A 24,945-nucleotide genomic window follows, 5' to 3' on the forward strand; every position below is an offset into this window, starting at 1 on the left:
AGGCCCCGGGCTCATATCGGGGCATCGGACCCCGTAGTCTCGTCCTTCGTGAGTACGCGCAGGGCAGGGGCAGTCCGCAACGGGCACAGGGGTGATGTCGTGTGCGCGGTGCGCGGGCTCACCAAGACCTACCCGGCCGTGCGCGGCCGGCGCGGTACCCCCGCCACCCCGGAGATACGGGCCACCGACGGGGTACGTCTGGACATCCGGCGCGGTGAGATCTTCGGGCTGCTCGGGCCGAACGGCGCGGGCAAGTCCACCGTCGTACGGCAGCTGACCGGGCTCCTGCGTCCCGACAGCGGCAGCGTGGAGATCCTCGGGCACGACATCGTGCGCCACCCCGAGCGGGCGGCGCGGATCCTCGCGTACCTCGGCCAGGAGTCCACCGCCCTCGACGAGATGACCGTGTCGCTCGCCGCGGAGACGACCGCGCGGCTGCGCGGGCTCGAACTCCGCGCGGCGCGGACCGAGCGGGACGCCGTTCTGGAAGAGCTGGGTCTCACCTCGATCGCCGCCCGGCCTCTGAAGAAGCTGTCCGGCGGACAGCGGCGCCTCGCCTGCGTCGCCGCCGCACTGGTGGGGGAGCGGCCGCTGCTCGTCCTCGACGAGCCGACCACCGGCATGGACCCGATGGCCCGCCGCGCAGTCTGGGCCGCCGTCGACCGGCGCCGGGCGGAGCGCGACACGACCGTGCTGCTGGTCACCCACAACGTCATCGAGGCCGAGACCGTCCTCGACCGGGTAGCCGTCCTCGACCGGGGCCGGGTCATCGCCTGCGACACCCCGGCCGGGCTGAAGGAACAGGTCGCCGGGGAGGTGCGCGTCGAGCTCGTCTGGCGCGAGCGTGCCCCGCTGCACGTCCCCGAGGTCGCCGCGCTGCGTGAGCGCGCCGTCGAGTCCGGCCGGCGCTGGACCCTGCGGCTGGGCCCCGAGGAGGCCCGCGCGGCCGTCGCCACGGTCACCGGCGGAGCCGCCTTCGCCGCCCTGGACGATTTCACCCTGGCCACGCCGAGCCTGGAAGATGTGTATCTGGCGCTGGGCGGCGCCGCCACGCAGGGACTGGTGAAGGCGTGAGCGACCTGAGTGTGCGGAGCGACCTGAGTGTGCGGAGCACGGAATCCGTACGGACTGTCATGGGCCGTGAGAGCAGGACTGCTGCCGGAGTGAAGAGGAGCAGCTCGACGTGAGTGTCGTACCCGCTGAGGTGCTGCCGGGCAGTGTGCTGTCCGTGGCCGAGGACGTCTCCGATGCCGCGGAACTGGGGCCTCGGGCGCGGCTGTGGCCGTCGCTGGCCGCCGTGTACCGGGCACAGCTGTCCCGGGCGCGCGTCGCGCGGATCCCGCTGCTGTTCGTGGCCACCTTCCAGTCCGTCGGGATCATGATCCTGATGCGTGGCGTGGTGGACGGCGGGGGCGAGGCCCGGGCCGTGGTGGCCGGGTCGTCGGTCCTCGTGGTGGCCTACGTCGGCCTCAACCTCCTCGCCCAGTACTTCGGGCAGCTCCGCGCCGACGGCGGGCTCGACCACTACGCGACACTGCCGGTGCCGCCGGCCGCCGTCGTGCTCGGCGCGGCGGGCGCGTACGCGTCCTTCACGGTGCCGGGGACCGTCTTCACCGCCGTGTTCGGCTGTGTGCTCTACGGGCTGCCCCTGACCAACCTCTGGGTGCTCGTCCTGGTGATCCCGCTCGCGGGAGCCGCGCTCGCCGGGCTCGGCGCGGCGTTGGGGCTGCTCGCGCCGCGCCCCGAACTCGCCACGCTGCTGGGGCAGTTGGGCATGTCGGCGGCGCTGCTGCTGGGGGTGCTGCCGGCGGACCGGCTGCCGACGGTGGTGCAGTACGGGCGTGACCTGGTGCCCTCGACGTACGGGGTGGAGGCCTTCGCGCGGACCTTCGGGGACCATCCCGACTGGGCCGCCGTCTTCGGGAACCTCGCCGTCTGCGCGGGCGTCGGGGTGGCCTCGCTGGCTCTGGCGACCTGGGCGTACCGCCGGGCGGCCGTCCGGTGACGCGGCCGACAGGCGGGCCTGGCACGATGTCAGGGTGACCGCTCCGCTGACTCCGCCTCCGCCGCCGCACCATCAGCCCTCGCACGACGCCTGGCAGGTTCCGCCCGCCCATGGCGCGGCGGGGGCGTCCGAGTACGACCAGGACGGCCCCGGGATGAAGACCGAAGTGCGTGAGGCCGCCGTGATCGCGGTGGCCGTGGCGCTCGGCGGGGTGCTGCTCGGGCTGCTGTGGTGGTGGCTGGCGCCGTCGGTGCCGCTGATCGCGGACGACAGCGCGGTGTACCTCAAGGACAGTGAGGGCGAGCAGGCCATCGGAGTCGACGGAACGTTCACTCTGCTGGCACTGGCGTTCGGGGCGGTGAGTGCGCTGGTGGTGTTTCTGCTGCGGCGGCGTGGGGGTGTGCCGCTGGTGGTCGGTCTCGCGGTCGGGGGGCTGCTCGGGTCGTTGCTCGCGTGGCGGATCGGGATGTGGCTCGGGCCCACGTCGGATGTGGTCGCGCACGCCAAGGAAGTGGGGAAGGGGGTTGCCTTCTCCGCGCCGTTGAAGCTGGGGGCCAAGGGGGCGTTGCTGGCGTGGTCGTTGGCGGCGCTGGTGGTTCATCTCGGACTCATGGCGCTGTTCGGGCCGCGGGATCCTGATCCGTTTCTCAGCCCTTACGAGGATGCGCCGCCGGCCGTCTAGGGGCCGCGGGTGGGGCGGGCCTTGTTTCCTTCGCCCCCTCCGCCCCTTCCCGTCCCGTTCCTGGGGGCTGCGCCCCCAGACCCCCTGTCGCGCTTCGCGCTCGTCCTCAAACGCCGGACGGGCTGAAAGAGCTCCCCGGACGCGCTGAAAGATCTCTACGCCGGGCGCCTCCCGTGGTTCGCTCGGCCCTTCCTGGTGCGCCACTTGCGTTTCCGGGTTCTCTTCGACATGTCTCTCGTGCTTAACCGAGGACGGGGGAAACGTCGAGGGGTCAGGCACGGCCGATGGGGGCGGAGACCGCGTCGGTGAGGGTGCGGAGGTCGTCGGGGGCGAGTTCGACCTCCAGGCCGCGGCGGCCGGCGGAGACGCAGATCGTGGGGTGGGCGGACGCCGAGGCGTCCAGCACCGTGGGGAGTTTCCTGCGCTGGCCCAGGGGGGAGATGCCGCCGCGGACGTATCCCGTGGTGCGTTCGGCCGCCGCCGGATCCGCCATCGTCGCGCGTTTGCCGCCCACCGCGGTGGCCAGGGCCTTCAGGTCGAGGGTGCCCGCGACGGGGACGACCGCGACGGTCAGCGTGCCGTCCACGTCCGCCACCAGCGTCTTGAAGACCCGCTCCGGGGAGACCCCCATCGCCTCGGCGGCCTCCTCGCCGTAACTGGGGTGGGCGGGGTCGTGCTCGTAGGCGTGCACCGTGAACGGGACGCCCGCCGCGGTGAGGGCCACGGTCGCCGGGGTGCCCCCGGCCTGCTGCTTCTTCGACTTCTTCGCCATCGGCCTTCTCGGATGCGTCAGTTGAGACTCGTCGGGCCGCGTGTCAGTTCCGCCGCGGGCAACGACGGCAGGTTGCGGATGATCGCGGTCTCCGTGCGCAGGAGTTTCAGCTCCTCGCGCAGCCGGGCGGCCGTGTCGGGGGCCTGGAGCAACTGCTGCTTCGCCGGGATGTCCAGCATCGCGGCGGCCGCGACGAGGTAGGAGACGACCGACGGCTCGTCCGGAAGGTCGGCTCCGGTGGTCAGGGAACGCTCCCGGGCCCCCGCCAGTCGCTTCTGGTACTGCCGGAAGGCCCGCAGGACGCCCTCAGCGAGCGCGCCGGCCTCCTCGCCGGGGTCCTCGGGCAGTTCCTCCAGTTCGGCCGTGAGGAACGCGCCGGTGGCGTCGACCGAGAGCAGCCGCACGCGGGTCGTCCCCGTCGCCAGCACCTCGAAGCTGCCGTCGTCGCGCTCCCGGACGGTCGCCGCGTCCGCGATGCAGCCCACCTCGTGGAAGGCCTTGGCCGGGTCGTCGCCGAAGCCGGCCCCGGGCCCGCGCTGGGGTTCCGCGGTCTGGTCCGGCATGCCGGGTGCGGTGGGCGCGACCTCGTGGCCGTCGCGGATGGCGACGACGGCGAACCGGCGCGGTTCGTCCTCCGGGGTCTTGAGCAGGTCGCGCATCATGGCGCGGTAGCGCTCCTCGAAGATGTTCAGAGGAAGCACGAGCCCCGGGAACAGAACCGAGTTCAGGGGGAAGAGCGGGAGCCGGACGGTGGTCACGACGGGAGAGCCTAATGGTCGCCGGAGCGAGCGCGTCCGCCGCGCTCACTCCGTGGATGCAGGGGCATACCCGAAGCGACCTCGAGACGGACCCCGTCACGCAGCTCCAGGAACTGCCCCAGGGGGTCGTCCGAGACCCGGTCCCAGGGGAACGAGGTCGCGTACGGGCCGATCGCGCGCAGCTGTTCCAGGGCGTCCTCCCAGCGTTCCAGCCTGACCAGGACGTACGTGAGGAGGTTGCGGACCTCCGCGGGCCAGGCGTCGCCCGCGCCGTACGTCGCCGAGACCCCGATCGCGAGGCCGGCCGCCGCGTCGAGGCGCTCGCGCGGCACCGGGGCGCCGCCGCCCTCGGTCAGATACGCGAAGGCGGCCCGCACCGGCAGGGCCTGCACCAGGGAGCCGGGCAGCGCGTCCTGGGCGGCCCGCTCGGCGAAGTCGAAGCACTCGCGGTGCGAGCCGTACCAGGCGGCCGACAGATACCGCAGGGCGGCCACATGGCAGCCGTAGTGGTGCGGGGAGCGGCGTACTGCCTCGCCCCACAGCTGCTCGAACTCGGTGTGCCCGGCGTTCGTGCCGCGGGCCTGGTCGAGCGCGATCCGCCAGGGCACCGGGTCGCGCGGGTCGCCCTCGGCGGCGGCGGCGATCAGCGGGCCCACCTCGCGCAGCAGTTCGACGCGGGCCGGGGACTCCCAGCCCCGGGACACCGCGAGCTCGGCCTTGACCAGCAGGGCGTCCGGGTCGTGCGGGGAGGCGGCCTGCCATTCCCGCAGCCACTCGTCGCGGGAGCGCGCGAAGAGGGCGAGGCGCGTCGCGTACCGGTCGCGGTTCTCCCACTCGGCCGCCTCGCGCGTGGTCGTGAGCAGTTTGGCCGCGGGGGCGTACTCTCCGCGGCCCGCCGCCACCAGCGCGGGACCGAGCCGCTCGTCCGGGACGTCGAGCAGCACCTCCTCGTCGGCCGGCAGCCCGGCAGCGAGGCGCGAGGTGTGTGCGGCCATCCGGGCGGCCCGGATGAACGCGCGTAGCATTGCCATGGTGGAGACCATTGAAAGCAGCGTTTCGGGGCGGTGACAGGGAGACGCGGTGAAGCTTTCGTAACCCCCGATTGGTTGTACGCCCCTTGGTCAAGGGGAAGTAAAATGTGACTGTTGTTCTACTGTCGGTCAGCTGTCGGGCCGGCCGACCGGGTACGGCGCGCGGCCCGTCAGCCGCGCCGCAGCAGCCGGGTCGCCCCCGCCGCGACCGTCGTCGCCAGGATCCAGCCCAGCAGGATCACCACGGCGGCCAGCCACTGCCAGCCGCCGCGCAGCTGCCAGAAGCCCACCTGGCCCAGGTCGATCACCGGAAGCAGCAGGTCCAGGGCGAACAGCGACGGGTTCCACGGCGGGTGCTCGCCGTTCTTGAGCGGGGGATGGTCGGCGTGCCGGAAGGCGATGGACGTCGCCGCCCACAGCACCGCCATCCACAGGGCGGCCCGCCCCGGCCGGTACCCGTAGGCGACCGTCCAGTCCTGCGCGTAACCCCAGAGCTTGGCGGCGAGCGGCAACGTCTCGCGCCGGCGGCGCTGCTTGGCGAGCAGTACCTCGCGGGCGTCCTCGTCCTCGCCGGAGTTGCGCAGCACGGTGGCCAGCCGCTCGTACGGCTCCGGGTTGTACTCGGCGGTCGCCGCGGCCACCCACTCCAGGCGCCGGGTCAGCGGGAACGCGCCCTGCGGCACGAGGTTCTCGTAGCCGAAGCCGCCCATGTGGAGGCCGCCGGGCCCCGGCCAGCTGGCCGCGCTGTCGACCAGGTTGACCACTTTGGCGCCCGACAGCACCACCTTGCCGCGCTCCGGTCTCTCCCCGAGGAAACGCAGCTCGGGCGTCTGGACCCGGCGCAGCGACAGCTCCTGGTCGTCGTCGAAGGTGAAGCGAGCCCGCTCCAGGTCGAGCGCGTCGCCGAACCGCCCGTCGTCCAGGCGTATCCCGCCCCGGCACTCGAACCGCTGCACCACCGTGCCGCGCGCCGGGGTCGTGCCGCTGGTCAGCGGCGGATTGCTGACGCCCGCCGGGGTCATGTAGAGCGTGCGGTTGACGGTCAGCTGGGGCGCGTTCAGCGCGAGGCGGGTGTAGGGGTTGCTCAGCCTGCTGCCGCGCAGGCTGAGCGAGACGCCGACGCTGGCCCCGCGCAGGCTCAGCTCGCCGTGCGATTCCAGCATCTCCGCCTGGAGGTCCTGCCCGACGGTCATGCCGTCGCCGGTGATCGAACGCCCGCGCCGGTCCCGGTAGACCACGGCCTGGTTCAGCAGCAGGTCCGTGCCGATGTGCGCGTCGGTGAGGCGTACGCCGTTGTGGAAGCGGCAGCGCGGCAGATGCAGGTCGCCCTCGGTGTGCAACCGGGCCGCCTCCAGCCGCGGCACCGAGCAGTTCACCAGCCGTACGGTCCGGAACCGGGCCTCCGGCAGCAGGACCTCCTTCTCGAACCGGCACTCCTTCAGCTCGACGTACGGCTCGACGCTGCCGCCCGCGAGATCGAGCACGTCGGTGATCTGCACGCCGGTCAGCTTCAGGGAGGCGACGCGGCCCTGGAGGGCGGGCGGTCCGTCGAGCAGCAGCCACGCCACGATCCGGGCCCGCACACTGCGCTCGGGACCCCAGGGATGGCCGCCGTGCGGATCGTCGGCGAGCGTGTCCCCGCCCCGCAGGTCGTACACGCTGCCGTTGCGGAAGGACTGCCACATTCCGGCCTCGGCGGCGGTCAGCTCGTCCGGCAGTTCCCCGCCTCGGATGCCGGCACCCTCGCTCACGGCTCTTCCCTTCCTCCCCGGCTACTGGCGTCATCCCCAGCCACTCGCGGGTTTCGGACAACCGTTCAATGCCCGCTCGGTGACGTCCCGAACGCTAACGGTGCTGTGGTCTCCGGGGGGACACCTCCCGGACCCCCCTGATCTTCCATGGCTTGTATCAGCCATTGATACGGGCGTCCGACGCCCATTCGCAGTCTGAGAGAATTGGCCCCGTGATCTCCCGAATCGACCTGCGCGGCGACGCCCTCCCCGAGGGTGCCGCCCTGCGCGACCTGCTGCCCCGAGCCGACTTCGACGTCACGGCCGCCCTGGAGAAGGTGCGTCCGATCTGCGAGGCCGTCCATCATCGGGGAGACGCGGCACTGATCGACTACGCGGAGAAGTTCGACGGCGTACGGCTGGAGTCCGTACGGGTTCCGGCGCGGGCGATCACGGACGCGCTCGATCAGCTCGACCCGGCCGTGCGCGCGGCACTGGAGGAGTCCATCCGCCGGGCCCGCCTGGTCCACCGCGAACAGCGCCGCACCACGCACACCACCCAGGTCGCGCCCGGCGGCTCGGTCACCGAGAAGTGGGTGCCGGTGGAGCGTGTGGGGCTCTACGCGCCCGGTGGCCGGTCCGTGTACCCCTCGTCCGTGATCATGAACGTGGTCCCGGCGCAGGAGGCGGGCGTCGAGTCGATCGCCCTCGCGTCCCCGGCGCAGTCGGAGTTCGGCGGTCTGCCGCACCCGACGATCCTCGCCGCCTGCGCGCTGCTCGGCGTCGACGAGGTGTACGCGGCAGGCGGCGCGACCGCCGTCGCGATGTTCGCCTACGGCACCGAGTCCTGCCCGCCCGCCAACATGGTCACCGGCCCCGGCAACATCTGGGTCGTCGCCGCCAAGCGCTACTTCACCGGCAGGATCGGCATCGACTCCGAGGCCGGCCCCACCGAGATCGCCGTCCTCGCGGACGAGACCGCCGACCCGGTGCACGTCGCCTCCGACCTGATCAGCCAGGCCGAGCACGACCCGCTGGCCGCCGCCGTCCTCGTCACGGACTCCGTGGCGCTGGCCGACGCGGTCGAGAAGGAACTGGAGCCGCAGGTCGCGGCGACCAGGCACATCGAGGACCGGATCGTCCCGGCGCTGGCGGGCAGGCAGTCCGCGATCGTGCTGGTCGACGGCATCGACGAGGGTCTGCGGGTGGTCGACGCGTACGGAGCCGAACACCTGGAGATCCAGACGGCCGACGCGGCTGCCGTGGCCGACCGGGTCAAGAACGCCGGCGCGATCTTCGTCGGCCCCTGGGCGCCGGTCTCCCTCGGCGACTACGCGGCCGGCTCCAACCACGTACTGCCCACCGGCGGGTGCGCCTGCCACTCCTCGGGGCTGAGCGTCCAGTCCTTCCTGCGCGGGATCCACATCGTGGACTACACGCGCGACGCCCTCGCGGACGTGGCCCACCACGTGGTGACGCTCGCGGAGGCCGAGGACCTGCCCGCACACGGGGCGGCGATCAAGGCACGGTTCGGATGGAAGGTGCCGGGTCAGTGACCTTCGGAATCGACGACCTCCCCGTACGCGACGAGCTGCGCGGCAAGACCCCGTACGGCGCGCCCCAACTCGACGTCCCCGTACGCCTCAACACCAACGAGAACCCGTACCCGCTGCCCGAACCGCTCGTCGAGCGGATCGCCGAGCGGGTCCGCGAGGCCGCCCGGAACCTCAACCGCTACCCCGACCGCGACGCGGTCGAGCTGCGCACCGAGCTGGCCGCATACCTGACGAAGACCGGCAAGCACCCGGTCGGCGCCGAGAACGTCTGGGCGGCGAACGGCTCCAACGAGGTCATCCAGCAACTGCTCCAGACCTTCGGCGGACCCGGCAGGACCGCGATCGGTTTCGAGCCCTCGTACTCGATGCACGCGCTCATCGCGCGCGGCACCGGGACGGGCTGGATCTCCGGCCCGCGGAGCGCGGACTTCACCATCGACCTCGCCGCCGCCGAGCAGGCGATCGCCGCGCACCGGCCTGACGTCGTCTTCATCACCACCCCCAACAACCCCACGGGCAACGCGGTCCCGCCCGAGACGGTCCTCGCGCTGTACGAGGCCGCGCAGGCGGCCAAGCCGTCCATGGTCGTGGTCGACGAGGCGTACATCGAGTTCAGCCACGGCGACTCGCTGCTGCCGCTGATCGAAGGTCGGCCGAATCTCGTCGTCTCCCGGACGATGTCGAAGGCGTTCGGCGCGGCCGGACTGCGCCTCGGCTATCTCGCCGCCCACCCCGCGGTCGTCGACGCCGTCCAGCTCGTACGGCTGCCGTACCACCTGTCGGCCGTCACCCAGGCGACCGCGCTGGCCGCCCTGGAGCACACCGACACCCTGCTGGGATACGTGGAGCAGCTCAAGGCCGAACGGGACAGGCTGGTCGCCGAACTGCGCGCGATGGGCTACGAGGTGACCGAGTCGGACGCCAACTTCGTACAGTTCGGGCGGTTCGCCGACGCCCACGAGGCCTGGCGGAAGATCCTCGACCGGGGCGTCCTGGTCCGGGACAACGGCATCCCGGGACGGCTCCGGGTCACCGCCGGAACTCCCGCCGAAAACGACGCGTTCCTGGACGCGGTACGTGAACTGAAGAAGGAGCAGAGCGCATGAGCCGCGTCGGAAGAGTGGAGCGGGTGACCAAGGAGACGTCGGTCCTCGTCGAGATCGATCTCGACGGAACCGGCAAGGTCGACGTGTCGACAGGGGTCGGGTTCTACGACCACATGCTCGACCAGCTCGGCCGGCACGGTCTGTTCGACCTGACCGTGAAGACCGAGGGCGACCTGCACATCGACTCGCACCACACCATCGAGGACAGCGCCCTCGCGCTCGGCGCCGCCTTCAAGCAGGCGCTCGGCGACAAGGTGGGGATCTACCGCTTCGGCAACTGCACGGTCCCGCTGGACGAGTCGCTCGCCCAGGTCACCGTCGACCTCTCCGGCCGCCCCTACCTCGTGCACACCGAGCCCGAGAAGATGGCGCCGATGATCGGCGAGTACGACACGACGATGACCCGGCACATCCTCGAGTCCTTCGTCGCGCAGGCCCAGGTCGCGCTGCACGTGCACGTCCCCTACGGGCGCAACGCGCACCACATCGTGGAGTGCCAGTTCAAGGCGCTGGCCCGCGCCCTGCGGTACGCCTCCGAGCGCGACCCGCGCGCCGCCGGCATCCTCCCCTCCACGAAGGGCGCGCTGTGACCGGCCTGTCGAGCATCCTGATCGTCGTCGGACTCTTCCTGCTCGGCGGGGTGTACTCCTTCGTCAAGCAGAAGATGCCGGCGAGCCTCATCGTGCTGGTCTCGATCGGCGCCGCGATGTGTCTCGTCGCGGGTGTGATGCGACTGGCGGTGTGGAGTTGACCGCCCCCAAGAAGGTCGTCGTCTTCGACTACGGCTTCGGAAACGTGCGTTCCGCCGAGCGGGCCCTCGCGCGCACGGGCGCCGAGGTCGAGATAACGCGTGACTACGACAAGGCCATGAACGCCGACGGGCTGCTGGTCCCCGGTGTCGGCGCGTTCGCCGCCTGCATGAAGGGCCTGCGAGCGGCGCGCGGCGACTGGATCATCGGCCGGCGGCTGGCCGGCGGCCGCCCGGTGATGGGCATCTGCGTCGGCATGCAGATCCTCTTCGCGCGCGGCATCGAGCACGGCGTGGAGACCGAGGGCCTCGACGAGTGGCCCGGCGCGGTCGAGCCGCTCCAGGCCGACATCGTGCCCCACATGGGCTGGAACACCGTCGAAGCCCCGGCGGGCTCCCGGCTCTTCGCCGGGCTCGACACGGACGCGCGCTTCTACTTCGTGCACTCCTACGCCGTCCACGACTGGTCCCTCGAGGTCGGGAACCCGGCGCTGCGGGCGCCCCTGGTGACCTGGTCCACGCACGGCAAGCCCTTCGTGGCGGCGGTCGAGAACGGCGCCCTGTGGGCCACCCAGTTCCACCCCGAGAAGTCCGGCGACGCCGGAGCCCAGCTGCTCACCAACTGGATCGGAACCCTGTAGACAATGGCCAAGCTCGAACTCCTCCCCGCCGTCGACGTCCGTGACGGCCAGGCGGTCCGCCTCGTCCACGGCGAGTCCGGCTCGGAGACCTCGTACGGTTCCCCCTTGGAGGCGGCCCTCGCCTGGCAGCGGTCGGGCGCCGAGTGGCTGCACCTCGTCGATCTCGACGCCGCGTTCGGGACCGGTGACAACCGCGAGCTGATCGCCGAGGTCGCCGGCGCCATGGACATCAAGGTGGAGCTGTCCGGCGGCATCCGCGACGACGGCACCCTCGCCGCCGCCCTCGCCACCGGCTGCACCCGCGTCAACCTCGGCACCGCCGCCCTGGAGACCCCCGAGTGGGTCGCCAAGATCATCACCGAGCACGGCGACAGGATCGCGGTCGGTCTCGACGTACGCGGCACGACGCTGCGCGGCCGTGGCTGGACCCGCGACGGCGGCGACCTCTACGAGACGCTGGAGCGCCTCGACTCCGAGGGCTGCTCGCGGTACGTGGTGACGGACATCGCCAAGGACGGCACCCTCCAGGGCCCGAACCTGGAGCTGCTGCGCGGTGTGTGCGCGGCGACCGACCGTCCTGTCGTCGCCTCGGGAGGCGTTTCCTCCCTGGACGACCTGCGCGCCATCGCCGAGCTGGTGCCGCTCGGCGTCGAGGGCTCGATCGTCGGGAAGGCGCTGTACGCGAAGGCGTTCACCCTGGAAGAGGCGCTGGAAGCGGTGGCTGCCCTGTGAGCGGCGTACGACGTATCCAGACCGGCGCGCCCTGGGAGGAGGCCTTCGGGTACTCCCGCGCGGTGGAACTGCCGAACGGCCTGGTGCTGGTCGCCGGATGCACCTCCGTGATCAACGGGGAGATCGCCGCCGGCGACCCGTACGAGCAGACGGTCAACTCCTTCAACGTGGCGTTCGCGGCGCTGGAGCAGCTCGGTCTCGGGCGCGACGACGTCGTCCGTACGCGCATGTACATCACCCACGCCCGGGACGTGGAGGACATCGGCCGCGCGCACAAGGAGCTGTTCGACTCCGTGCGCCCCGCGGCTTCGATGATCATCGTCTCCGGTTTCGTGGACCCGAGTCTGGTCGTCGAGGTCGAGGTGGAGGCGTTCCGGGGGGAGTCGGCGTCATGACCCTGGCGGTTCGAGTCATCCCCTGCCTGGACGTCGACAACGGCCGGGTGGTCAAGGGCGTCAACTTCCAGAACCTGCGCGACGCGGGCGACCCCGTCGAGATGGCCAAGGTGTACGACGCCGAGGGCGCCGACGAGCTGACCTTCCTGGACATCACGGCGTCCTCCGGCAACCGCGGGACCACGTACGACGTGGTGCGCCGTACGGCCGAGCAGGTGTTCATCCCGCTGACCGTGGGCGGCGGTGTCCGCACCGCCGAGGACGTGGACAAGCTGCTGCGGGCGGGCGCCGACAAGGTCGGGGTCAACACCGCCGCGATCGCCCGGCCCGAGCTCATCCGGGAGATCGCGGAGCGGTTCGGGCGGCAGGTGCTGGTGCTGTCGGTGGACGCGCGCAGGACCGGGAGCGGCTCCTTCGAGGTCACCACCCACGGCGGGCGCACCGGCACCGGCATCGACGCCGTCGAGTGGGCGCACCGGGCCGCCGAGCTGGGCGCGGGGGAGATCCTGCTCAACTCGATGGACGCGGACGGCACGAAGGACGGCTACGACATCGAGATGATCGAGGCCGTACGCAAGCACGTGACCGTTCCGCTGATCGCCAGCGGCGGTGCCGGCCGGCTCGACCACTTCCCGCCGGCCATCGCGGCGGGCGCCGACGCGGTGCTGGCCGCTTCCGTCTTCCACTTCGGCGATCTGCGGATCGGCGAGGTGAAGGAGACACTGCGGGGGGCGGGGCATCCCGTCCGCTGAGCTTTCCGCGCCACCGTCCACGGCCCGCCCCCGGCAGCTTTCGTCTCCGGGGGCGGGCCGTGTTCTGTGTGCGGGGGTGCTTCGCGGGTGCTTCGTGTGTGGTGCCGGGGGTGCTTCGCGTGTGGTGCCGTGTGGGCGGTGCGGCGGTGCTTCGTGTGTGGTGCCGCGTGGGGCGGGGGTCCGGGGGTGTCGGGGCGACACCGGTGATTTTGCCGATGTACGGGGTCGGGGTCGGGACGGACAGTTGCCAACGCAACCACCGAGACGGACCCCGCCGCTTCGCAGCGTGCGTCTTCCACCCTCATGCCATGGCGGCGTTACGGCCGCGGCGCGGGTCCGTCGCCCCTCACCGAGAGGATGCACCCGCCGTGCAGCAGTCGAACCCCGCAGTCCCCGCCACACCCACCCCCCACCGCCCGCACCGGCTCACCGGCCGTCTGGCGCGGGCCGGCCTCGCGACCCTGCTGGCCGCGGGCGGTCTCGTCGCCGCGCAGGCCGCCGGAGCGCAGGCGATCACCGCCCCGGTCACCAAGGCGCAGGCCGCCGCGAACCCCTACGAGCGTGGCCCCGCCCCCACGGTGTCCAGTATCGAGGCGTCCCGTGGGTCCTACGCCGTCTCCCAGACCAGCGTCTCCTCGCTGTCCGTGAGCGGGTTCGGGGGCGGCACGGTGTACTACCCGACCTCGACCAGCGACGGCACGTTCGGCGCGGTGGTCATCTCGCCCGGGTACACCGCGTACCAGTCGTCCATCTCCTGGCTCGGGCCCCGGCTGGCCTCCCAGGGCTTCGTCGTGTTCACCATCGACACCAACACCACCCTCGACCAGCCCGACAGCCGCGGGCGGCAGTTGCTCGCCGCGCTCGACTACCTGACCCAGAGCAGTTCCGTGCGGACCAGGATCGACAGCAGCCGGCTCGGCGTGATGGGTCACTCGATGGGCGGTGGCGGCACGTTGGAGGCCGCGAAGAGCCGCCCCTCGCTCCAGGCGGCGATCCCGCTCACCGGGTGGAACCTGGACACCACCTGGCCGGAGGTCAGGACGCCAACCCTGATCGTGGGCGCCGACGGCGACACGATCGCACCGGTGGCCTCGCACTCCGAGCCGTTCTACCGGAGTCTGCCGAGCTCGCTCGACAAGGCGTACCTGGAGCTGAGGGGCGCCACCCACTTCACGCCCAACAGCTCGAACACCACGATCGCGAAGTACAGCATTTCGTGGCTCAAGCGATTCATCGACAATGACACCCGCTACGAGCAGTTCCTCTGCCCGCTGCCGCAGGCGTCGCTGACGATCGCCGAGTACCGGGGCAACTGCCCGCACACCTCCTGACCGCGCGCGGCACGGTCTGATCCCGTGCGTGAGTGACGGCCGCCGTTCTGGCGGCCGTCACCTGCGTGCGGGTTGCGGCTCCGGCTTGTGCGGGCGCACAAGCCTTGCCCGCCGAGTCTGGGAGCCCGCCCATCCGCTTCCTCCGTGAGGGCGGTCTTCGCGCTGGTCACCGGGGGTGCCGGGGTGTGCGGGGGCATGCGAACGCAGGGCTTCCGCCTTCGTTTACGCGGAAGTAACCTGACGGTCGTGACGGGAAACGCGACTGTGCGAAGTCCACTCCGGACGGTGCCCCGGAGCGCATCACCGCCGCCCTCCCGGGGGGTGTCGACCGAGCAGGGCCGGAGCCGCGCGCCCGCTCGGCCACCGTCCCCGGGACGCGCGCCGGACACCCTCCCCGCAACGGGTTCCGCGACTCTGCCGCCTGCCCCGACCGGATCAGCGGCGGTCCCCGGAACCGACCCGGTCGGCGACGGGAGTCCGGGCCGGCGGCTGAAGAGGCTGGAGTATCCGGAGGCCGGGGACGGCGGCGACGCCGGGATCGTCGTATACGACGTTGGTGCGACGGACGTCGGTGTGACGGGCGCCGGCGTGACCGGCATCGGGGTGACCGACACCGAGGTGACGGACGTCGGTGTGTCCGGCGTCGGCGGCGCGTGGGTGTCGCAGGCCGGGGAAGGGGCGGGGCCCTGCGGGGCGCCCGCTCCATCGTCCGGCGCCGGTGAGTACCCGGTCGGTACGCCAGCTGTCCTTCAGCCGTCCAACTCGGCGGGCCACGGCGGCGGTTCGCCGGGATCGGGGTCGGGGTCGGGGTCGGCGACGGCGCAAGTCGCGGCCGACCTGCTGCTGTTGGTGGCGGTCGAGCGGGAGCGGGATGCGAGGGGTGTCGGGGCGGACGCCGCGGTGGTGCTGCGGGCGGCCGGGGCGGGCGGAGTCGACGCGGGGGCACTCGACGCCGCCGAGGCCGCTGGGCTTCTCCGGCTCACCGGAGGCCGGATCGGCATCGTCGACGCCTACCTGGCCCGCACCCTCTACGGAAACGCCCCGCGCGCTCGACGACGTGCGGCCCACCGGCTGCTGGCCGACGCCCACACCGGTGACCCGACCGCCCTGCCCGCACTGTTCCACCGGGCCTCGGCGGCCACGGCTCCCGCGCCCGGTCTCGGCGACGCACTCGCCACCGCCGCCGCGGCATCGACGCGGGGGAGCGGGCCGACCCCCGCGGAGCGTTCGGCGGCCTGGGCGCGGTCCGCCGAACTCGCCGCCGACCAGGGGCTGCGAGCCGTCCGCCTGATCAACGCCGCCGATCAGGCCAGGCTGGCGGGACTGCCGTACCGCGCACGGGAGTTGCTCGCGCAGGCCGGGTGCGAGGGTGTGCAGGACGCCGTGCGCGGAGCGGCCCAACTGGTGAGCGGGCAGCTCGCTCTCCAGGACGGCCCGGTCGCCGACGCCCGCGAAGCGCTGCTGCTGGCCGCCGAGTTGCTGGCCCCGGCCGACGCCCCGCGGGCGCTGGCCGCACGGCTCGCCGCCCTGGACGCGGCCTGGGCGATGGGCGACGCGGCGGCGTACCTGGAAGCCCTGGATCACACTCCGGAGCAGCCGGAACCGGACACGCGGCTCGCGGCCTACCGGGCGGGGATGTCCGCGGTGATGCACGGCCGGCTGGACAGCGGACGACAGCTGTTGCGGGAGGTGGTCGCCGGGGCGGGGGCGGAAGGAGTCCCCGACGGTCCGGACGTCCTCCTGCGGGCCGGGGGTGCCGCCCTCGTCGCCGGTGACCTCCCCGCCGCGGGCCGGGCCAACTCCCGTGCGCTCGCCGTCGCCAGAGCCCGTGGCCCGTACGTCCTGGTCGCCCAGGCGTTGGAACGCCTGGCCTACGGAGAACTGCGCGCCGGCCGGCACGCCCGTGCCCGCGCCCACGCCGAGGACGGCCTGCGCACCGCCCTCGGCGCGGGCCAGCACAACCTCGCCGCCCACCACCACGCGATCCTCGCTCTGGTGGCGTCGGTCGAGGGGTCCTCGGAGGCGGTCGCGGAGCACGCGACCGCCGCCGAACGCGTCGCCGCGCCGCACGGCCTCGCGCAGGCGGCCACACTGTCCCAGTGGGCGAGGGCCCGTGCCGACCTGGCCCGCGGCAGACTCCCCGAGGCCGCCGCCCGGCTCGGCCCGCTGGTCGGTGCCGGCCCGCGCGGAGGGCACTTCGCGGTACGGATGCTCGCCGTTCCCTGCTTCGTGGAGGCGGCGGCCCGCACCGGCCAGGCGGCGGCCGCACGGTCGGCGGTGGCCGAGTTCGCCCACTGGGCCGCGCAGGGCGCCGATCCGCAGGCCCCCGCCCAACTCGCCCGCTGCCGTGCGCTGTTGAGCGACCCCGAGGACTGCGAGGCGCTGTTCATCACCGCGCTCGCCCGCCACGACGACGCGGCCGGGGACTTCGAACGCGGCCGCACCCAACTCCTGTACGGCGCCTGGCTGCGGCGGCAGCGCAGACCGGTCGAGGCCCGCGGCCGGCTGCGCGACGCGCTGATGTCCTTCGAACGCGGCGGCGCCCTCGGCTGGGCCACCCAGGCGAGGGCCGAGCTGCGGGCCTCCGGGGACGCCGGAGCGGCTGAACCGGCCGGTCCGCTGCGGCTCCTGACGCCCCAGCAGCTGCGCATCGCCCGCTGCGTGGCCGAGGGAGCCACCAACCGAGAGGTGGCGCTGCGCCTGTCCGTGAGTACCCGCACCGTGGACCATCACCTGCGGAATGTCTTCGCCGCGCTCGGGGTCCGCTCCCGTGTCGAGCTGTCCCGTTGGGTGGACCGGGCGGAGAAGACCGACGCACACCCCTAGGTACCGACTGGGCGGTATGTCATCCTGCGGGATCAGGAGGTCCGGAGTGCCCTGTGTGCCGCGCGTCCGCGCGTCGGCCGACCGGGCCGGCCGGATTGAGCCGACTCCGGTGGAGGACAGCGATGCAGCACCTCGTACCCGCCCATGTCCGTACCCTGCCCGGACCGCGGCCCCTGGTACCGGCCGTCCGTCCGGCCGTCGACGCGGAGGCCCTCTTGGTCCTGCACCGCGCCGCCCGGGCGCTGATGGCGGGGCTGCCCGAACTCACCGAGCGGCTGATGGTCCTCCTGAGGGAGCGCGAACCGGCGTACCGCACCGCCATGGAGGCCGACGTCGACAGCGTGCGCGACGAGGTGCAGCGCTCGCTGCGGCTCAACGTCGGCTCCCTGATCCGGCCCGGTGAACTGCGCGAGGCGGCGCACCGCTGCTCCTGGGCCATCGGCAGGGCCAGGGCCGAACGCGGCCTGCCGCTCGACGCGTTGCTGCGCGCCTTCCGGCTGGGCGGCGGCATGGTCTGGCAGGGACTCGTCGACGAGACGACCCGACGCCACCCCTCCGACGCGCGGCTGCTCATCCATGTGGCCGCCGACGTGTGGAACTTCGTCGACGACCACTGCACCGTCGTCGCCGACGCCTACCGGCAGACGGAGCGCGAGCTGATGTGGCGCCGGGAGAACCGGCTGCGGCTGATGACGGCCGCGCTGCTCGACGGCACCGCGCGTATCGCCGACCTGCCGGCCACCGCGGCCGCCCTCGGGCTGCCCGAACGGGGCCGGTACGCGGTCGTGCTGGCCCGGCTGCCCGTCGGCCAGGCGTTCACGGACGCGCGGAGTCAGGTGCACCTCTCCGGCCTGCGGGTCCTCTGGTACCGCGACGCCGACCGCGACAGCGGCGGGAGCTACGGCATCGTGCTGCTCGGCGGTCACCCCCATGACGGGGACGAGCCCGGGCACGGCCACGAGAACGGTCTCGTCGATGAAGGCCTCGGCCTCGGCGCCGGTGCCGAACCGGTGACCGGCGCCGACGGCCGTGAGGGGGAGCATCCCAGGACGCACGGGTTCGACCTGGACGCCGGGGAGATCGCCCGCCGGCTGACCGCCCCGTCCGTGGCACGGGTCGGCGTGAGCCCGGTGGTGGACGGGCTCGCGGCGATCGGTGACGCCCGCCGCCTGGCGGACACGGCGCTGCGGGCCTGTCCGCGGTCCGGGGGGACCGTCGTACTGGAGGAGCATCTGCCCGCCGCGCTGGTCGTCTCCGCTCCGGTCCTCGGGGCGGCGCTCGCCGAGCGGGTGCTCGGGCCCCTGCTCCGGCTCGACCCGTCCGACCGGGACGTCATGGTGGACACGCTGACGGCCTGGCTCGCCTGTGACGGTTCCGCCCAGCGGGCCGCCGGGCGGCTCTACTGTCACCGCAACACGGTCCTGAACCGGCTGCGCCGCTGCGAGCAGCTCACCGGCCGCTCGCTCACCCGCCCCGCGGACGTGGTGGAACTGTCGCTCGCCCTGGCCGCCCATTCCCTGCTCGACCTGTAACCGCCCGGCCGCGACGTCCGGCCGGACGTCGCGGAAGAGAAGTTGCGCGAGACCGGCGCCGCCGTCCTCACGGTGGCCGCGCCACTGTTCGCGACCGCGCGGTGGCGATCGGGGCGCTCGTGTACGTCACCACGGTCGCCGTCGGGGTCGCCCTCCGCGTCGGACTGCCGGCGGGACTCAGCGGAGCCCTGTGCGCCGCGTTGCTCCAGACCTACGTGCACCCCGCCCACCTCGGGCGGGTCAGCTCCGTGTCCGGCATCGTCAGCTTCGGCCTCGCCCCGCTGAGCATGCCGCTGACCGCCGCCGGGATCGGCTGGTGGGGCACCGGGCCCGTCTTCGCCGCCGGCGCGGTCGTCCGAGGCCTCGGCGGGGTGCTCGCCCTGTGCGTCGCCCCGCTGCGCCGCGCCGGACTCCCGGCGCGGCGATCAGATCGCGGTGATCAGAGCCCGAGCTGCTTCGTCTCGTGCAGCTTGGCGATCGCGTCCTTGTCGCCCTCCAGCTCGACATCGGCCGCGCTCTGCCGCCCGAACGCGAACATCAGCAGCTCCGAGGGCTCGCCGGTCACCGTCACGACCGGTGTCCCCTTGTGCGCGACCGCCGTCTGGCCGTCCGGCCGGCGCAGCACCAGGCCGGTCGGCGCCCCCCGCCCCGTCAGCCGGGCCGTGCGCTCCAGCCGGGACCACAGGGCGTCCTGGAACACCGAGTCCAGCACCCGGGGCGTCCAGTCGGGCCGCGCACGGCGTACGTCCTCGGTGTGGACGTAGAACTCGACGGTGTTCGCCGCCTCGTCGATCTGCTTCAGGTTGAACGGGGAGAAGCGCGGCGGCCCCGTACGGATCAGCTGGATCAGCTCCTCGTACGGCTTCTCGGCGAACTCCGACATCACCCGCTCGAGCCGCGGCGCGAGCTGTTTGATCCACGTCCCGCCGGCGGCGTCGGCGCGGCGCTCGCGCACCACCACGTGCGCGGCGAGATCACGGGTGTTCCAGCCCTCGCACAGGGTGGGGGCGTCCGGTCCCTCGGCCTCCAACAGGTCGGCGAGGAGAAGTCGTTCACGCTTTGCATGGGTCGACATACCAGCAAGCGTACGACCGCCCCACCCGTCCGCCCAGTGGACGTCGGCCAGTAGGGCCGGGCGGCCCGCCCCTGTGGACAACGGCCGGACCGTACCCGGTCCGGCCTGTGGACAACCGCGGGGCGTGTCCCACCGGCGCGGCACAATGGACCGCATGACCAGTACGCCCCCGCCCAGCAGGCCCAGCAGCCTGGACCCCGAGATCGCCGCGCGCCTCAAGCGCGGGGCCGACGGGCTCGTCCCCGCCATCGCCCAGCAGTACGACACCGGTGAGGTGCTCATGCTCGGCTGGATGGACGAGGAGGCGCTGCATCGCACGCTCACCACTGGCCGCTGCACGTACTGGTCGCGCAGCCGCCAGGAGTACTGGGTCAAGGGCGACACGTCCGGCCACTTCCAGCACGTGAGGTCCGTCGCCCTGGACTGCGACGCCGACACCGTCCTGGTGAAGGTCGACCAGGTCGGCGCGGCCTGTCACACGGGCGCCCGCACCTGCTTCGACGCCGACGTGCTGCTCGACGTACGCCTCGAGGACGCCGATTCCGGCGTACCCGCACTGGATCAGTAAGGTCAGCCGCCATGGACCTCGAGACGTTCCGCAAGCTGGCCACCGACCGCCGTGTGATCCCCGTCAGCCGCAAGCTCCTCGCGGACGGCGACACGCCGGTCGCGCTCTACCGCAAGCTGGCCGCGGAGCGCCCTGGCACCTTTCTGCTGGAGTCCGCGGAGAACGGCCGGTCCTGGTCCCGCTACTCCTTCGTGGGCGTCCGCTCGGCCGCGACGCTCACCGAGCGGGACGGGCAGGCGCACTGGCTCGGCACCCCGCCCGTCGGCGTCCCCGTCGACGGGGACCCGCTCGCCGCGCTGCGCGCCACCATCGAGGCCCTGCACACCCCCCACGGCGAGGACCTGCCCCCGTTCACCGGCGGCATGGTCGGCTATCTGGGGTACGACATCGTGCGCCGGCTGGAGAAGATCGGCCCCGGCGAGCGCGACGACCTCAAGCTCCCCGAGCTGACCATGCTGCTCACCAGCGACCTGGCGGTCATGGACCACTGGGACGGCTCGGTCCAGCTGATCGCCAACGCGATCAACCACAACGACCTCGACACGGGGGTCGACGAGGCGTACGCGGACGCCGTCGCCCGCCTGGACGCCATGGAGGCGGACCTCTCGCGCGCGGTCTCCCAGCCGCCCGCCGCGCTGCCGCCCTCCGAGCTCCCCGAGTACACCGCGCTCTGGGGCGGCCCGGACTACCAGGACGCCGTCGAGGACATCAAGGAGCGCATCCGGGCCGGGGAGGCTTTCCAGGTCGTCCCCTCCCAGCGCTTCGAAACGCCGTGCACGGCAAGCGCGTTGGACGTGTACCGAGTCCTGCGGGCGACCAACCCCTCCCCGTACATGTACCTCTTCCGCTTCGACGGATTCGACGTCGTCGGCTCGTCCCCCGAGGCCCTCGTCAAGGTCGAGGACGGGCACGCCATGGCGCACCCCATCGCGGGCACCCGGCCGCGCGGCGCCACCGTCCAGGAGGACCAGGCCCTCGCCGACGAGCTGATCGCCGACCCCAAGGAGCGCGCCGAGCACCTCATGCTCGTCGACCTGGGGCGCAACGACCTGGGACGGGTCTGCGAACCGGGCTCCGTCGAGGTCGTCGACTTCATGTCCATCGAGCGGTACTCCCACGTGATGCACATCGTCTCGACGGTGACCGGCCGGGTCGCGGCGGGACGTACCGCCTTCGACGTCCTGACCGCCTGCTTCCCCGCGGGCACCCTCTCCGGCGCGCCCAAGCCTCGCGCGATGCAGATCATCGACGAGCTGGAGCCCTCCCGAAGAGGGCTGTACGGCGGCTGCGTCGGCTATCTCGACTTCGCGGGCGACTCCGACACCGCCATCGCCATCCGTACGGCGCTGCTGCGGGACGGCACCGCCTACGTACAGGCCGGGGCGGGCGTGGTCGCCGACTCCGACCCGGTCGCGGAGGACAACGAGTGCCGCAACAAGGCGGCGGCGGTGCTCCGCGCGGTGCACACGGCGAACCGGCTCGGGCAATAGGACAAGACTCACGTGAACCCCGGGTGACGTATCGCCCGGGGTTCAGGCGATAGTGGAGTACGTGACTGCTGTTCCGCACCCCCGATCCGAAGCCGCGGGACCCACCGGGTCCGGCCGCCGCAGCCTTGCCGCAGCCCTGCTCAGCGGCGCCCTCGGCGCGGCCATGGCGCTGCTGTCGACCCGGCAGAACTGGGCGTCGGGCACCGCCTCGGTGGCCGGTGGCGACTTTCCGCTGACCGCCTCGGGCAGCGACGTCACGGGCGTGCCCGCGGCGCTCGCGATAGTGGGCCTCGCCGCGCTCGTCGCCGTCTTCGCGGTCCGCCGCTCCGGCCGCTCCCTCGTCTCCGCGCTGCTCGCGCTCGTCGGAGCGGGCATCGTCGTCGCGGCCGTGCTCGGCGCCGGTGACAGCTCGGCCCTCGACGAGAAGGCCGCGGCGGCCTCCGGCGACACCGCCGCCACCGCCGCCGCGCTCAGCCACACCGCCTGGCCCTACGCCGCCGCCGCGGGCGGCGTCCTCATCCTCCTCGCGGGGCTGCTGGCGCTGCGCTACGGCCGGCTGTGGCCCACGATGTCGGGCCGCTACGAGCGCGACGGGACCCCCCGGCCGCGCAAGGCCAAGCCGGTCGACCCGGACCGCCCGGAGGACATCTGGAAGGCGCTCGACCGCGGCGAGGACCCGACGGGACCGGACCCGGCAGGGACCTGAACTCCGCGCGGACCGGGCCCCCGAGGGCCTTCGGCCCCGGGACCTTCGTCAGGGATCCGGCGCAACCGACGCGCAGGAGTGACCCCCGCTCACGGCCGTCCCGTGAGTACGGGACAATGGCCCCAGAGCCTCCGACCCACCACACGTACGCAGCACATACACAGCAACGAGGAGCAAGTCATGGCGGGCAGCAGCCACGGTCACACCCCGGCCGCCTGGACCGGTGTCACAATCGCCTTCATCGGTTTCTGCGTCTCCGGTGCCTTCACGGTGCTGGCCGACCCGCTGGGCTTCTGGGCCGGTCTCGTCATCGTCGCCCTCGGCGGCGTCGTCGGTCTGGTCATGCAGGCGGCGGGCCTTGGCAAGTCGAAGACCAAGCCCGCGCACCCGGTCCGCGAGACCGTGGGCGTCGAGGGCTGAGCAGTCCCGTAGAGCCTGTGGGAGGCGGTTCCGGCGCGTTCGCCGGGGCCGCCTCTCGCGCGTACGGGCGTTCCGGGCGGGCGGGGGGCACAATGCGTGGGGTGAACGCCGAATCCCAGAGGGTGACACAGGGCGCCGAGTCCGGAGCGGGCACCGTCCTACGCCGGGTCGCCGTACCCGGCGGGGTGCTCGCGGCCGTCGTCGGCGCCTTCGCCTACGTCGGGGCCGTCGACCCCAACCAGCCGGGCCACTACCCCGTCTGCCCGCTGCTGCGGCTCACGGGTGCGTACTGCCCCGGCTGCGGCGGTCTGCGCAGCGCGCACGCCTTCGTGCACGGTGACTTCGCGGCGGCGCTCACGGACAACGCGCTCGCCGTCGTGGCGTTCCTGGGCTTCGCAGTGGTGTGGACCGTCTGGGTGGTCCGGTCGGCGCGCGGGCGCCCGGCACGGATCGAACTGGGACGAGTCCACCTGTGGACCATCGGCACATTGGTGCTGGTCTTCACGGTTGTCCGGAACCTGCCCTTCGGTGGCTGGCTGCACCCTTGATCAAATGGCAAAGGTCCAGGTAGTGGGACCGGCGTCAACCGGATGCGAGGTCCAGGCCTTCCTCCGGATACCATCGCAGTGACGCGTCTGACACGTCCCAACCGTCCGAGGCGGTGAACCCGGGTCAGCCGCTCGACCGCTTCAACTCTTCACCGCAGGGAAGGGGGCCGCTCGCGTGAGTGTGCTCGACGAGATCATCGACGGAGTCCGGGCCGACCTCGCGGAGCGGCAGGCGCTCGTCAGCCTCGACGAGCTCAAGGAGCGCGCGGCGAAGGCTCCGGCTGCCAGGGACGGCGTGGCGGCCCTGCGTGGCGACGGCGTCAAGGTCATCTGCGAGGTCAAGCGCTCCAGCCCGTCCAAGGGCGCGCTCGCCGCGATCGCCGACCCGGCCGGGCTCGCCGCGGACTACGAGGCGGGCGGCGCGGCCGTCATCTCGGTCCTCACCGAGCAGCGCCGCTTCGGCGGTTCGCTGGCCGACCTGGAGGCCGTCCGGGCCAAGGTCGACATCCCCGTACTGCGCAAGGACTTCATCGTCACGTCGTACCAGCTGTGGGAGGCCCGTGCGTACGGCGCCGACCTCGCGCTGCTGATCGTGGCCGCCCTCGACCAGCCCGCCCTGGAGTCCCTCATCGAGCGTGCCGAGTCCATCGGGCTCACGCCGATCGTCGAGGTGCACGACGAGGACGAGGCCGAGCGGGCGGTGGGCGCCGGCGCGAAGGTCATCGGTGTCAACGCGCGGAATCTGAAGGACCTCAAGGTGGACCGCTCCACCTTCGAGCGCGTCGCCCCCGAGATCCCGGCCGGCGTCGTCAAGATCGCCGAGTCCGGCGTCCGGGGTCCGCACGACCTCATCGCGTACGCCAACGCCGGCGCCGACGCGGTGCTGGTCGGCGAGTCGCTCGTCACCGGCCGCGACCCCAGGACCGCCGTCTCCGACCTGGTCGCGGCGGGCGCCCACCCCGCCCTGCGCCACGGACGGGGCTGACCCGCCGGTGCCCGCCTCGCCCCACGCTCCCGCCGCTCTCCGTCCGGGCCTGTGCCCCGACGGGGGCTCGGCGCGCGTGGGGCCGGCCGTGCCGCCGGCGGACCGGGGTGACCTCCCCGTCGCGCGCCCCGGCCGGGGGACCGCTGTGCGGCTCCCGGGCCGCGTCGGCTCGCACGCCGTGCCGGCCTGTGTGCGGTCTGCCGCGCCGCTCCCGGTTGCCTCCGCGGCCAGGGACGCCTACGCCCGCCTCGCCCGGGGCTGCCGCCCGCGCGGCTGCCGGGCACCCGCGCGCCGGGTCCACGGCCGCCGGGTCCGCTATGTGATCGGCGATGAGCCGGGCCAGGTCAACGGCATGCGATGGCGCCTCGCCCACGCACGCTGACGCCGTCTCCCGCCGGTTCCGCCCTCCGGGCGACCTGCCACCCGGCACGGCCGGATCACGCCGGGGCTCTCCGCCTTCACGGCTGAGGAACTCCGGCTCCGGCAAAGGGCTTCCCCGCGCGGCCAGTTGCCGCGGGCGTGCGTGCGTACGCGGATAACGTGACCTCTGTCCGAC

The 24,945-nt window shown here is 72.9% G+C and carries 26 protein-coding genes; 21 read left to right on the top strand and 5 right to left on the bottom strand.

Going from position 1 to position 24,945, the window contains the following annotated elements:
- The first annotated feature begins 99 nt into the window (after positions 1-99).
- The 3 genes from ACIBLC_RS21375 to ACIBLC_RS21385 all read left to right on the top strand — a co-directional run bounded on the left by ACIBLC_RS21375 (position 100) and on the right by ACIBLC_RS21385 (position 2,687).
- The gene (locus ACIBLC_RS21375) at positions 100-1,074 is read left to right on the top strand and encodes an ABC transporter ATP-binding protein (protein ID WP_399212845.1); all 975 of its coding nucleotides are present in this window, start codon (positions 100-102) and stop codon (positions 1,072-1,074) included.
- A 109-nt stretch (positions 1,075-1,183) separates the two neighbouring features.
- Complete coding sequence (locus ACIBLC_RS21380) at positions 1,184-2,005, top strand: ABC transporter permease (protein ID WP_399212639.1); 822 nt, start codon at positions 1,184-1,186, stop codon at positions 2,003-2,005.
- 34 nt (positions 2,006-2,039) lie between these two features.
- Positions 2,040-2,687: an AAA family ATPase gene (locus tag ACIBLC_RS21385; RefSeq protein WP_399212640.1), complete on the top strand. Its 648-nt coding sequence runs from the start codon at positions 2,040-2,042 to the stop codon at positions 2,685-2,687.
- A 271-nt stretch (positions 2,688-2,958) separates the two neighbouring features.
- Here ACIBLC_RS21385 and ybaK read toward each other — a convergent pair whose 3' ends face one another.
- The 4 genes from ybaK to ACIBLC_RS21405 all read right to left on the bottom strand — a co-directional run bounded on the left by ybaK (position 2,959) and on the right by ACIBLC_RS21405 (position 6,999).
- Entirely contained in the window at positions 2,959-3,459 is a 501-nt protein-coding gene (gene ybaK, locus ACIBLC_RS21390; RefSeq protein ID WP_399212641.1) for a Cys-tRNA(Pro) deacylase, read from the bottom strand.
- A 17-nt stretch (positions 3,460-3,476) separates the two neighbouring features.
- Positions 3,477-4,217 carry an LON peptidase substrate-binding domain-containing protein gene (locus ACIBLC_RS21395; protein WP_399212643.1) on the bottom strand — a complete coding sequence of 247 codons (741 nt, stop codon included), beginning with the start codon at positions 4,215-4,217 and terminating at the stop codon, positions 3,477-3,479.
- 11 nt (positions 4,218-4,228) lie between these two features.
- Positions 4,229-5,248: a hypothetical protein gene (locus ACIBLC_RS21400; protein ID WP_399212644.1), complete on the bottom strand. Its 1,020-nt coding sequence runs from the start codon at positions 5,246-5,248 to the stop codon at positions 4,229-4,231.
- Positions 5,249-5,418: 170 nt separating this feature from the next.
- Positions 5,419-6,999, bottom strand: a complete 1,581-nt coding sequence (locus tag ACIBLC_RS21405; RefSeq protein ID WP_399212645.1) for an oxidoreductase — start codon at positions 6,997-6,999, stop codon at positions 5,419-5,421.
- A 212-nt stretch (positions 7,000-7,211) separates the two neighbouring features.
- Between ACIBLC_RS21405 and hisD the strand changes: the two genes are divergently transcribed.
- The 11 genes from hisD to ACIBLC_RS21460 all read left to right on the top strand — a co-directional run bounded on the left by hisD (position 7,212) and on the right by ACIBLC_RS21460 (position 18,597).
- Complete coding sequence (hisD, locus tag ACIBLC_RS21410) at positions 7,212-8,534, top strand: histidinol dehydrogenase (RefSeq protein ID WP_399212646.1); 1,323 nt, start codon at positions 7,212-7,214, stop codon at positions 8,532-8,534.
- Complete coding sequence (locus ACIBLC_RS21415) at positions 8,513-9,640, top strand: histidinol-phosphate transaminase (protein WP_399212647.1); 1,128 nt, start codon at positions 8,513-8,515, stop codon at positions 9,638-9,640. The genes hisD and ACIBLC_RS21415 overlap by 22 nt, the downstream gene beginning before the upstream one ends.
- Positions 9,637-10,230: an imidazoleglycerol-phosphate dehydratase HisB gene (gene hisB, locus ACIBLC_RS21420; protein WP_399212648.1), complete on the top strand. Its 594-nt coding sequence runs from the start codon at positions 9,637-9,639 to the stop codon at positions 10,228-10,230. Before ACIBLC_RS21415 ends, hisB begins: the two co-directional genes overlap by 4 nt.
- On the top strand, positions 10,227-10,391 hold the full coding sequence (locus ACIBLC_RS21425; protein WP_383687021.1) for a hypothetical protein: 165 nt from the start codon (positions 10,227-10,229) through the stop codon (positions 10,389-10,391). The genes hisB and ACIBLC_RS21425 overlap by 4 nt, the downstream gene beginning before the upstream one ends.
- A complete protein-coding gene (gene hisH, locus ACIBLC_RS21430) occupies positions 10,382-11,029 on the top strand; it encodes an imidazole glycerol phosphate synthase subunit HisH (protein ID WP_399212649.1) in 648 nt (215 codons plus the stop codon). The genes ACIBLC_RS21425 and hisH overlap by 10 nt, the downstream gene beginning before the upstream one ends.
- A 3-nt stretch (positions 11,030-11,032) precedes the next feature.
- Entirely contained in the window at positions 11,033-11,761 is a 729-nt protein-coding gene (gene priA / locus ACIBLC_RS21435; RefSeq protein ID WP_399212650.1) for a bifunctional 1-(5-phosphoribosyl)-5-((5-phosphoribosylamino)methylideneamino)imidazole-4-carboxamide isomerase/phosphoribosylanthranilate isomerase PriA, read from the top strand.
- Positions 11,758-12,156, top strand: a complete 399-nt coding sequence (locus ACIBLC_RS21440; protein ID WP_399212651.1) for a RidA family protein — start codon at positions 11,758-11,760, stop codon at positions 12,154-12,156. The genes priA and ACIBLC_RS21440 overlap by 4 nt, the downstream gene beginning before the upstream one ends.
- Positions 12,153-12,908, top strand: coding sequence for an imidazole glycerol phosphate synthase subunit HisF (gene hisF, locus ACIBLC_RS21445; protein WP_399212653.1), 756 nt, complete (start codon positions 12,153-12,155; stop codon positions 12,906-12,908). Before ACIBLC_RS21440 ends, hisF begins: the two co-directional genes overlap by 4 nt.
- Before the next feature lie 368 nt (positions 12,909-13,276).
- Positions 13,277-14,239, top strand: a complete 963-nt coding sequence (locus ACIBLC_RS21450; RefSeq protein WP_399212654.1) for an alpha/beta hydrolase family protein — start codon at positions 13,277-13,279, stop codon at positions 14,237-14,239.
- A 573-nt stretch (positions 14,240-14,812) separates the two neighbouring features.
- Positions 14,813-17,065 (top strand): LuxR C-terminal-related transcriptional regulator, encoded by a 2,253-nt coding sequence (locus ACIBLC_RS21455; RefSeq protein ID WP_399212656.1) that lies wholly within the window; start codon positions 14,813-14,815, stop codon positions 17,063-17,065.
- Between the two features lie 122 nt (positions 17,066-17,187).
- Positions 17,188-18,597 (top strand): PucR family transcriptional regulator, encoded by a 1,410-nt coding sequence (locus tag ACIBLC_RS21460; protein WP_399212657.1) that lies wholly within the window; start codon positions 17,188-17,190, stop codon positions 18,595-18,597.
- A 439-nt stretch (positions 18,598-19,036) separates the two neighbouring features.
- Here ACIBLC_RS21460 and ACIBLC_RS21465 read toward each other — a convergent pair whose 3' ends face one another.
- Positions 19,037-19,672, bottom strand: coding sequence for a TIGR03085 family metal-binding protein (locus ACIBLC_RS21465; RefSeq protein WP_399212658.1), 636 nt, complete (start codon positions 19,670-19,672; stop codon positions 19,037-19,039).
- A 154-nt stretch (positions 19,673-19,826) separates the two neighbouring features.
- Between ACIBLC_RS21465 and hisI the strand changes: the two genes are divergently transcribed.
- The 7 genes from hisI to trpM all read left to right on the top strand — a co-directional run bounded on the left by hisI (position 19,827) and on the right by trpM (position 24,771).
- Complete coding sequence (gene hisI / locus ACIBLC_RS21470) at positions 19,827-20,240, top strand: phosphoribosyl-AMP cyclohydrolase (protein ID WP_399212659.1); 414 nt, start codon at positions 19,827-19,829, stop codon at positions 20,238-20,240.
- Positions 20,241-20,251: 11 nt separating this feature from the next.
- The gene (locus ACIBLC_RS21475) at positions 20,252-21,730 is read left to right on the top strand and encodes an anthranilate synthase component I (protein WP_399212660.1); all 1,479 of its coding nucleotides are present in this window, start codon (positions 20,252-20,254) and stop codon (positions 21,728-21,730) included.
- 52 nt (positions 21,731-21,782) lie between these two features.
- Positions 21,783-22,436 (top strand): TIGR02234 family membrane protein, encoded by a 654-nt coding sequence (locus ACIBLC_RS21480; protein ID WP_399212661.1) that lies wholly within the window; start codon positions 21,783-21,785, stop codon positions 22,434-22,436.
- A 180-nt stretch (positions 22,437-22,616) separates the two neighbouring features.
- The gene (locus ACIBLC_RS21485) at positions 22,617-22,856 is read left to right on the top strand and encodes an HGxxPAAW family protein (protein WP_399212662.1); all 240 of its coding nucleotides are present in this window, start codon (positions 22,617-22,619) and stop codon (positions 22,854-22,856) included.
- A 92-nt stretch (positions 22,857-22,948) separates the two neighbouring features.
- Positions 22,949-23,404: a DUF2752 domain-containing protein gene (locus tag ACIBLC_RS21490; protein WP_399212664.1), complete on the top strand. Its 456-nt coding sequence runs from the start codon at positions 22,949-22,951 to the stop codon at positions 23,402-23,404.
- A gap of 175 nt (positions 23,405-23,579) precedes the next feature.
- A complete protein-coding gene (gene trpC / locus ACIBLC_RS21495) occupies positions 23,580-24,389 on the top strand; it encodes an indole-3-glycerol phosphate synthase TrpC (protein ID WP_399212665.1) in 810 nt (269 codons plus the stop codon).
- Between the two features lie 190 nt (positions 24,390-24,579).
- The gene (gene trpM / locus ACIBLC_RS21500) at positions 24,580-24,771 is read left to right on the top strand and encodes a tryptophan biosynthesis modulator TrpM (protein ID WP_399212846.1); all 192 of its coding nucleotides are present in this window, start codon (positions 24,580-24,582) and stop codon (positions 24,769-24,771) included.
- Positions 24,772-24,945 lie beyond the last annotated feature (174 nt).

It is taken from the genome of Streptomyces sp. NPDC050535 (assembly GCF_044457665.1).
GTDB lineage: Bacteria > Actinomycetota > Actinomycetes > Streptomycetales > Streptomycetaceae > Streptomyces.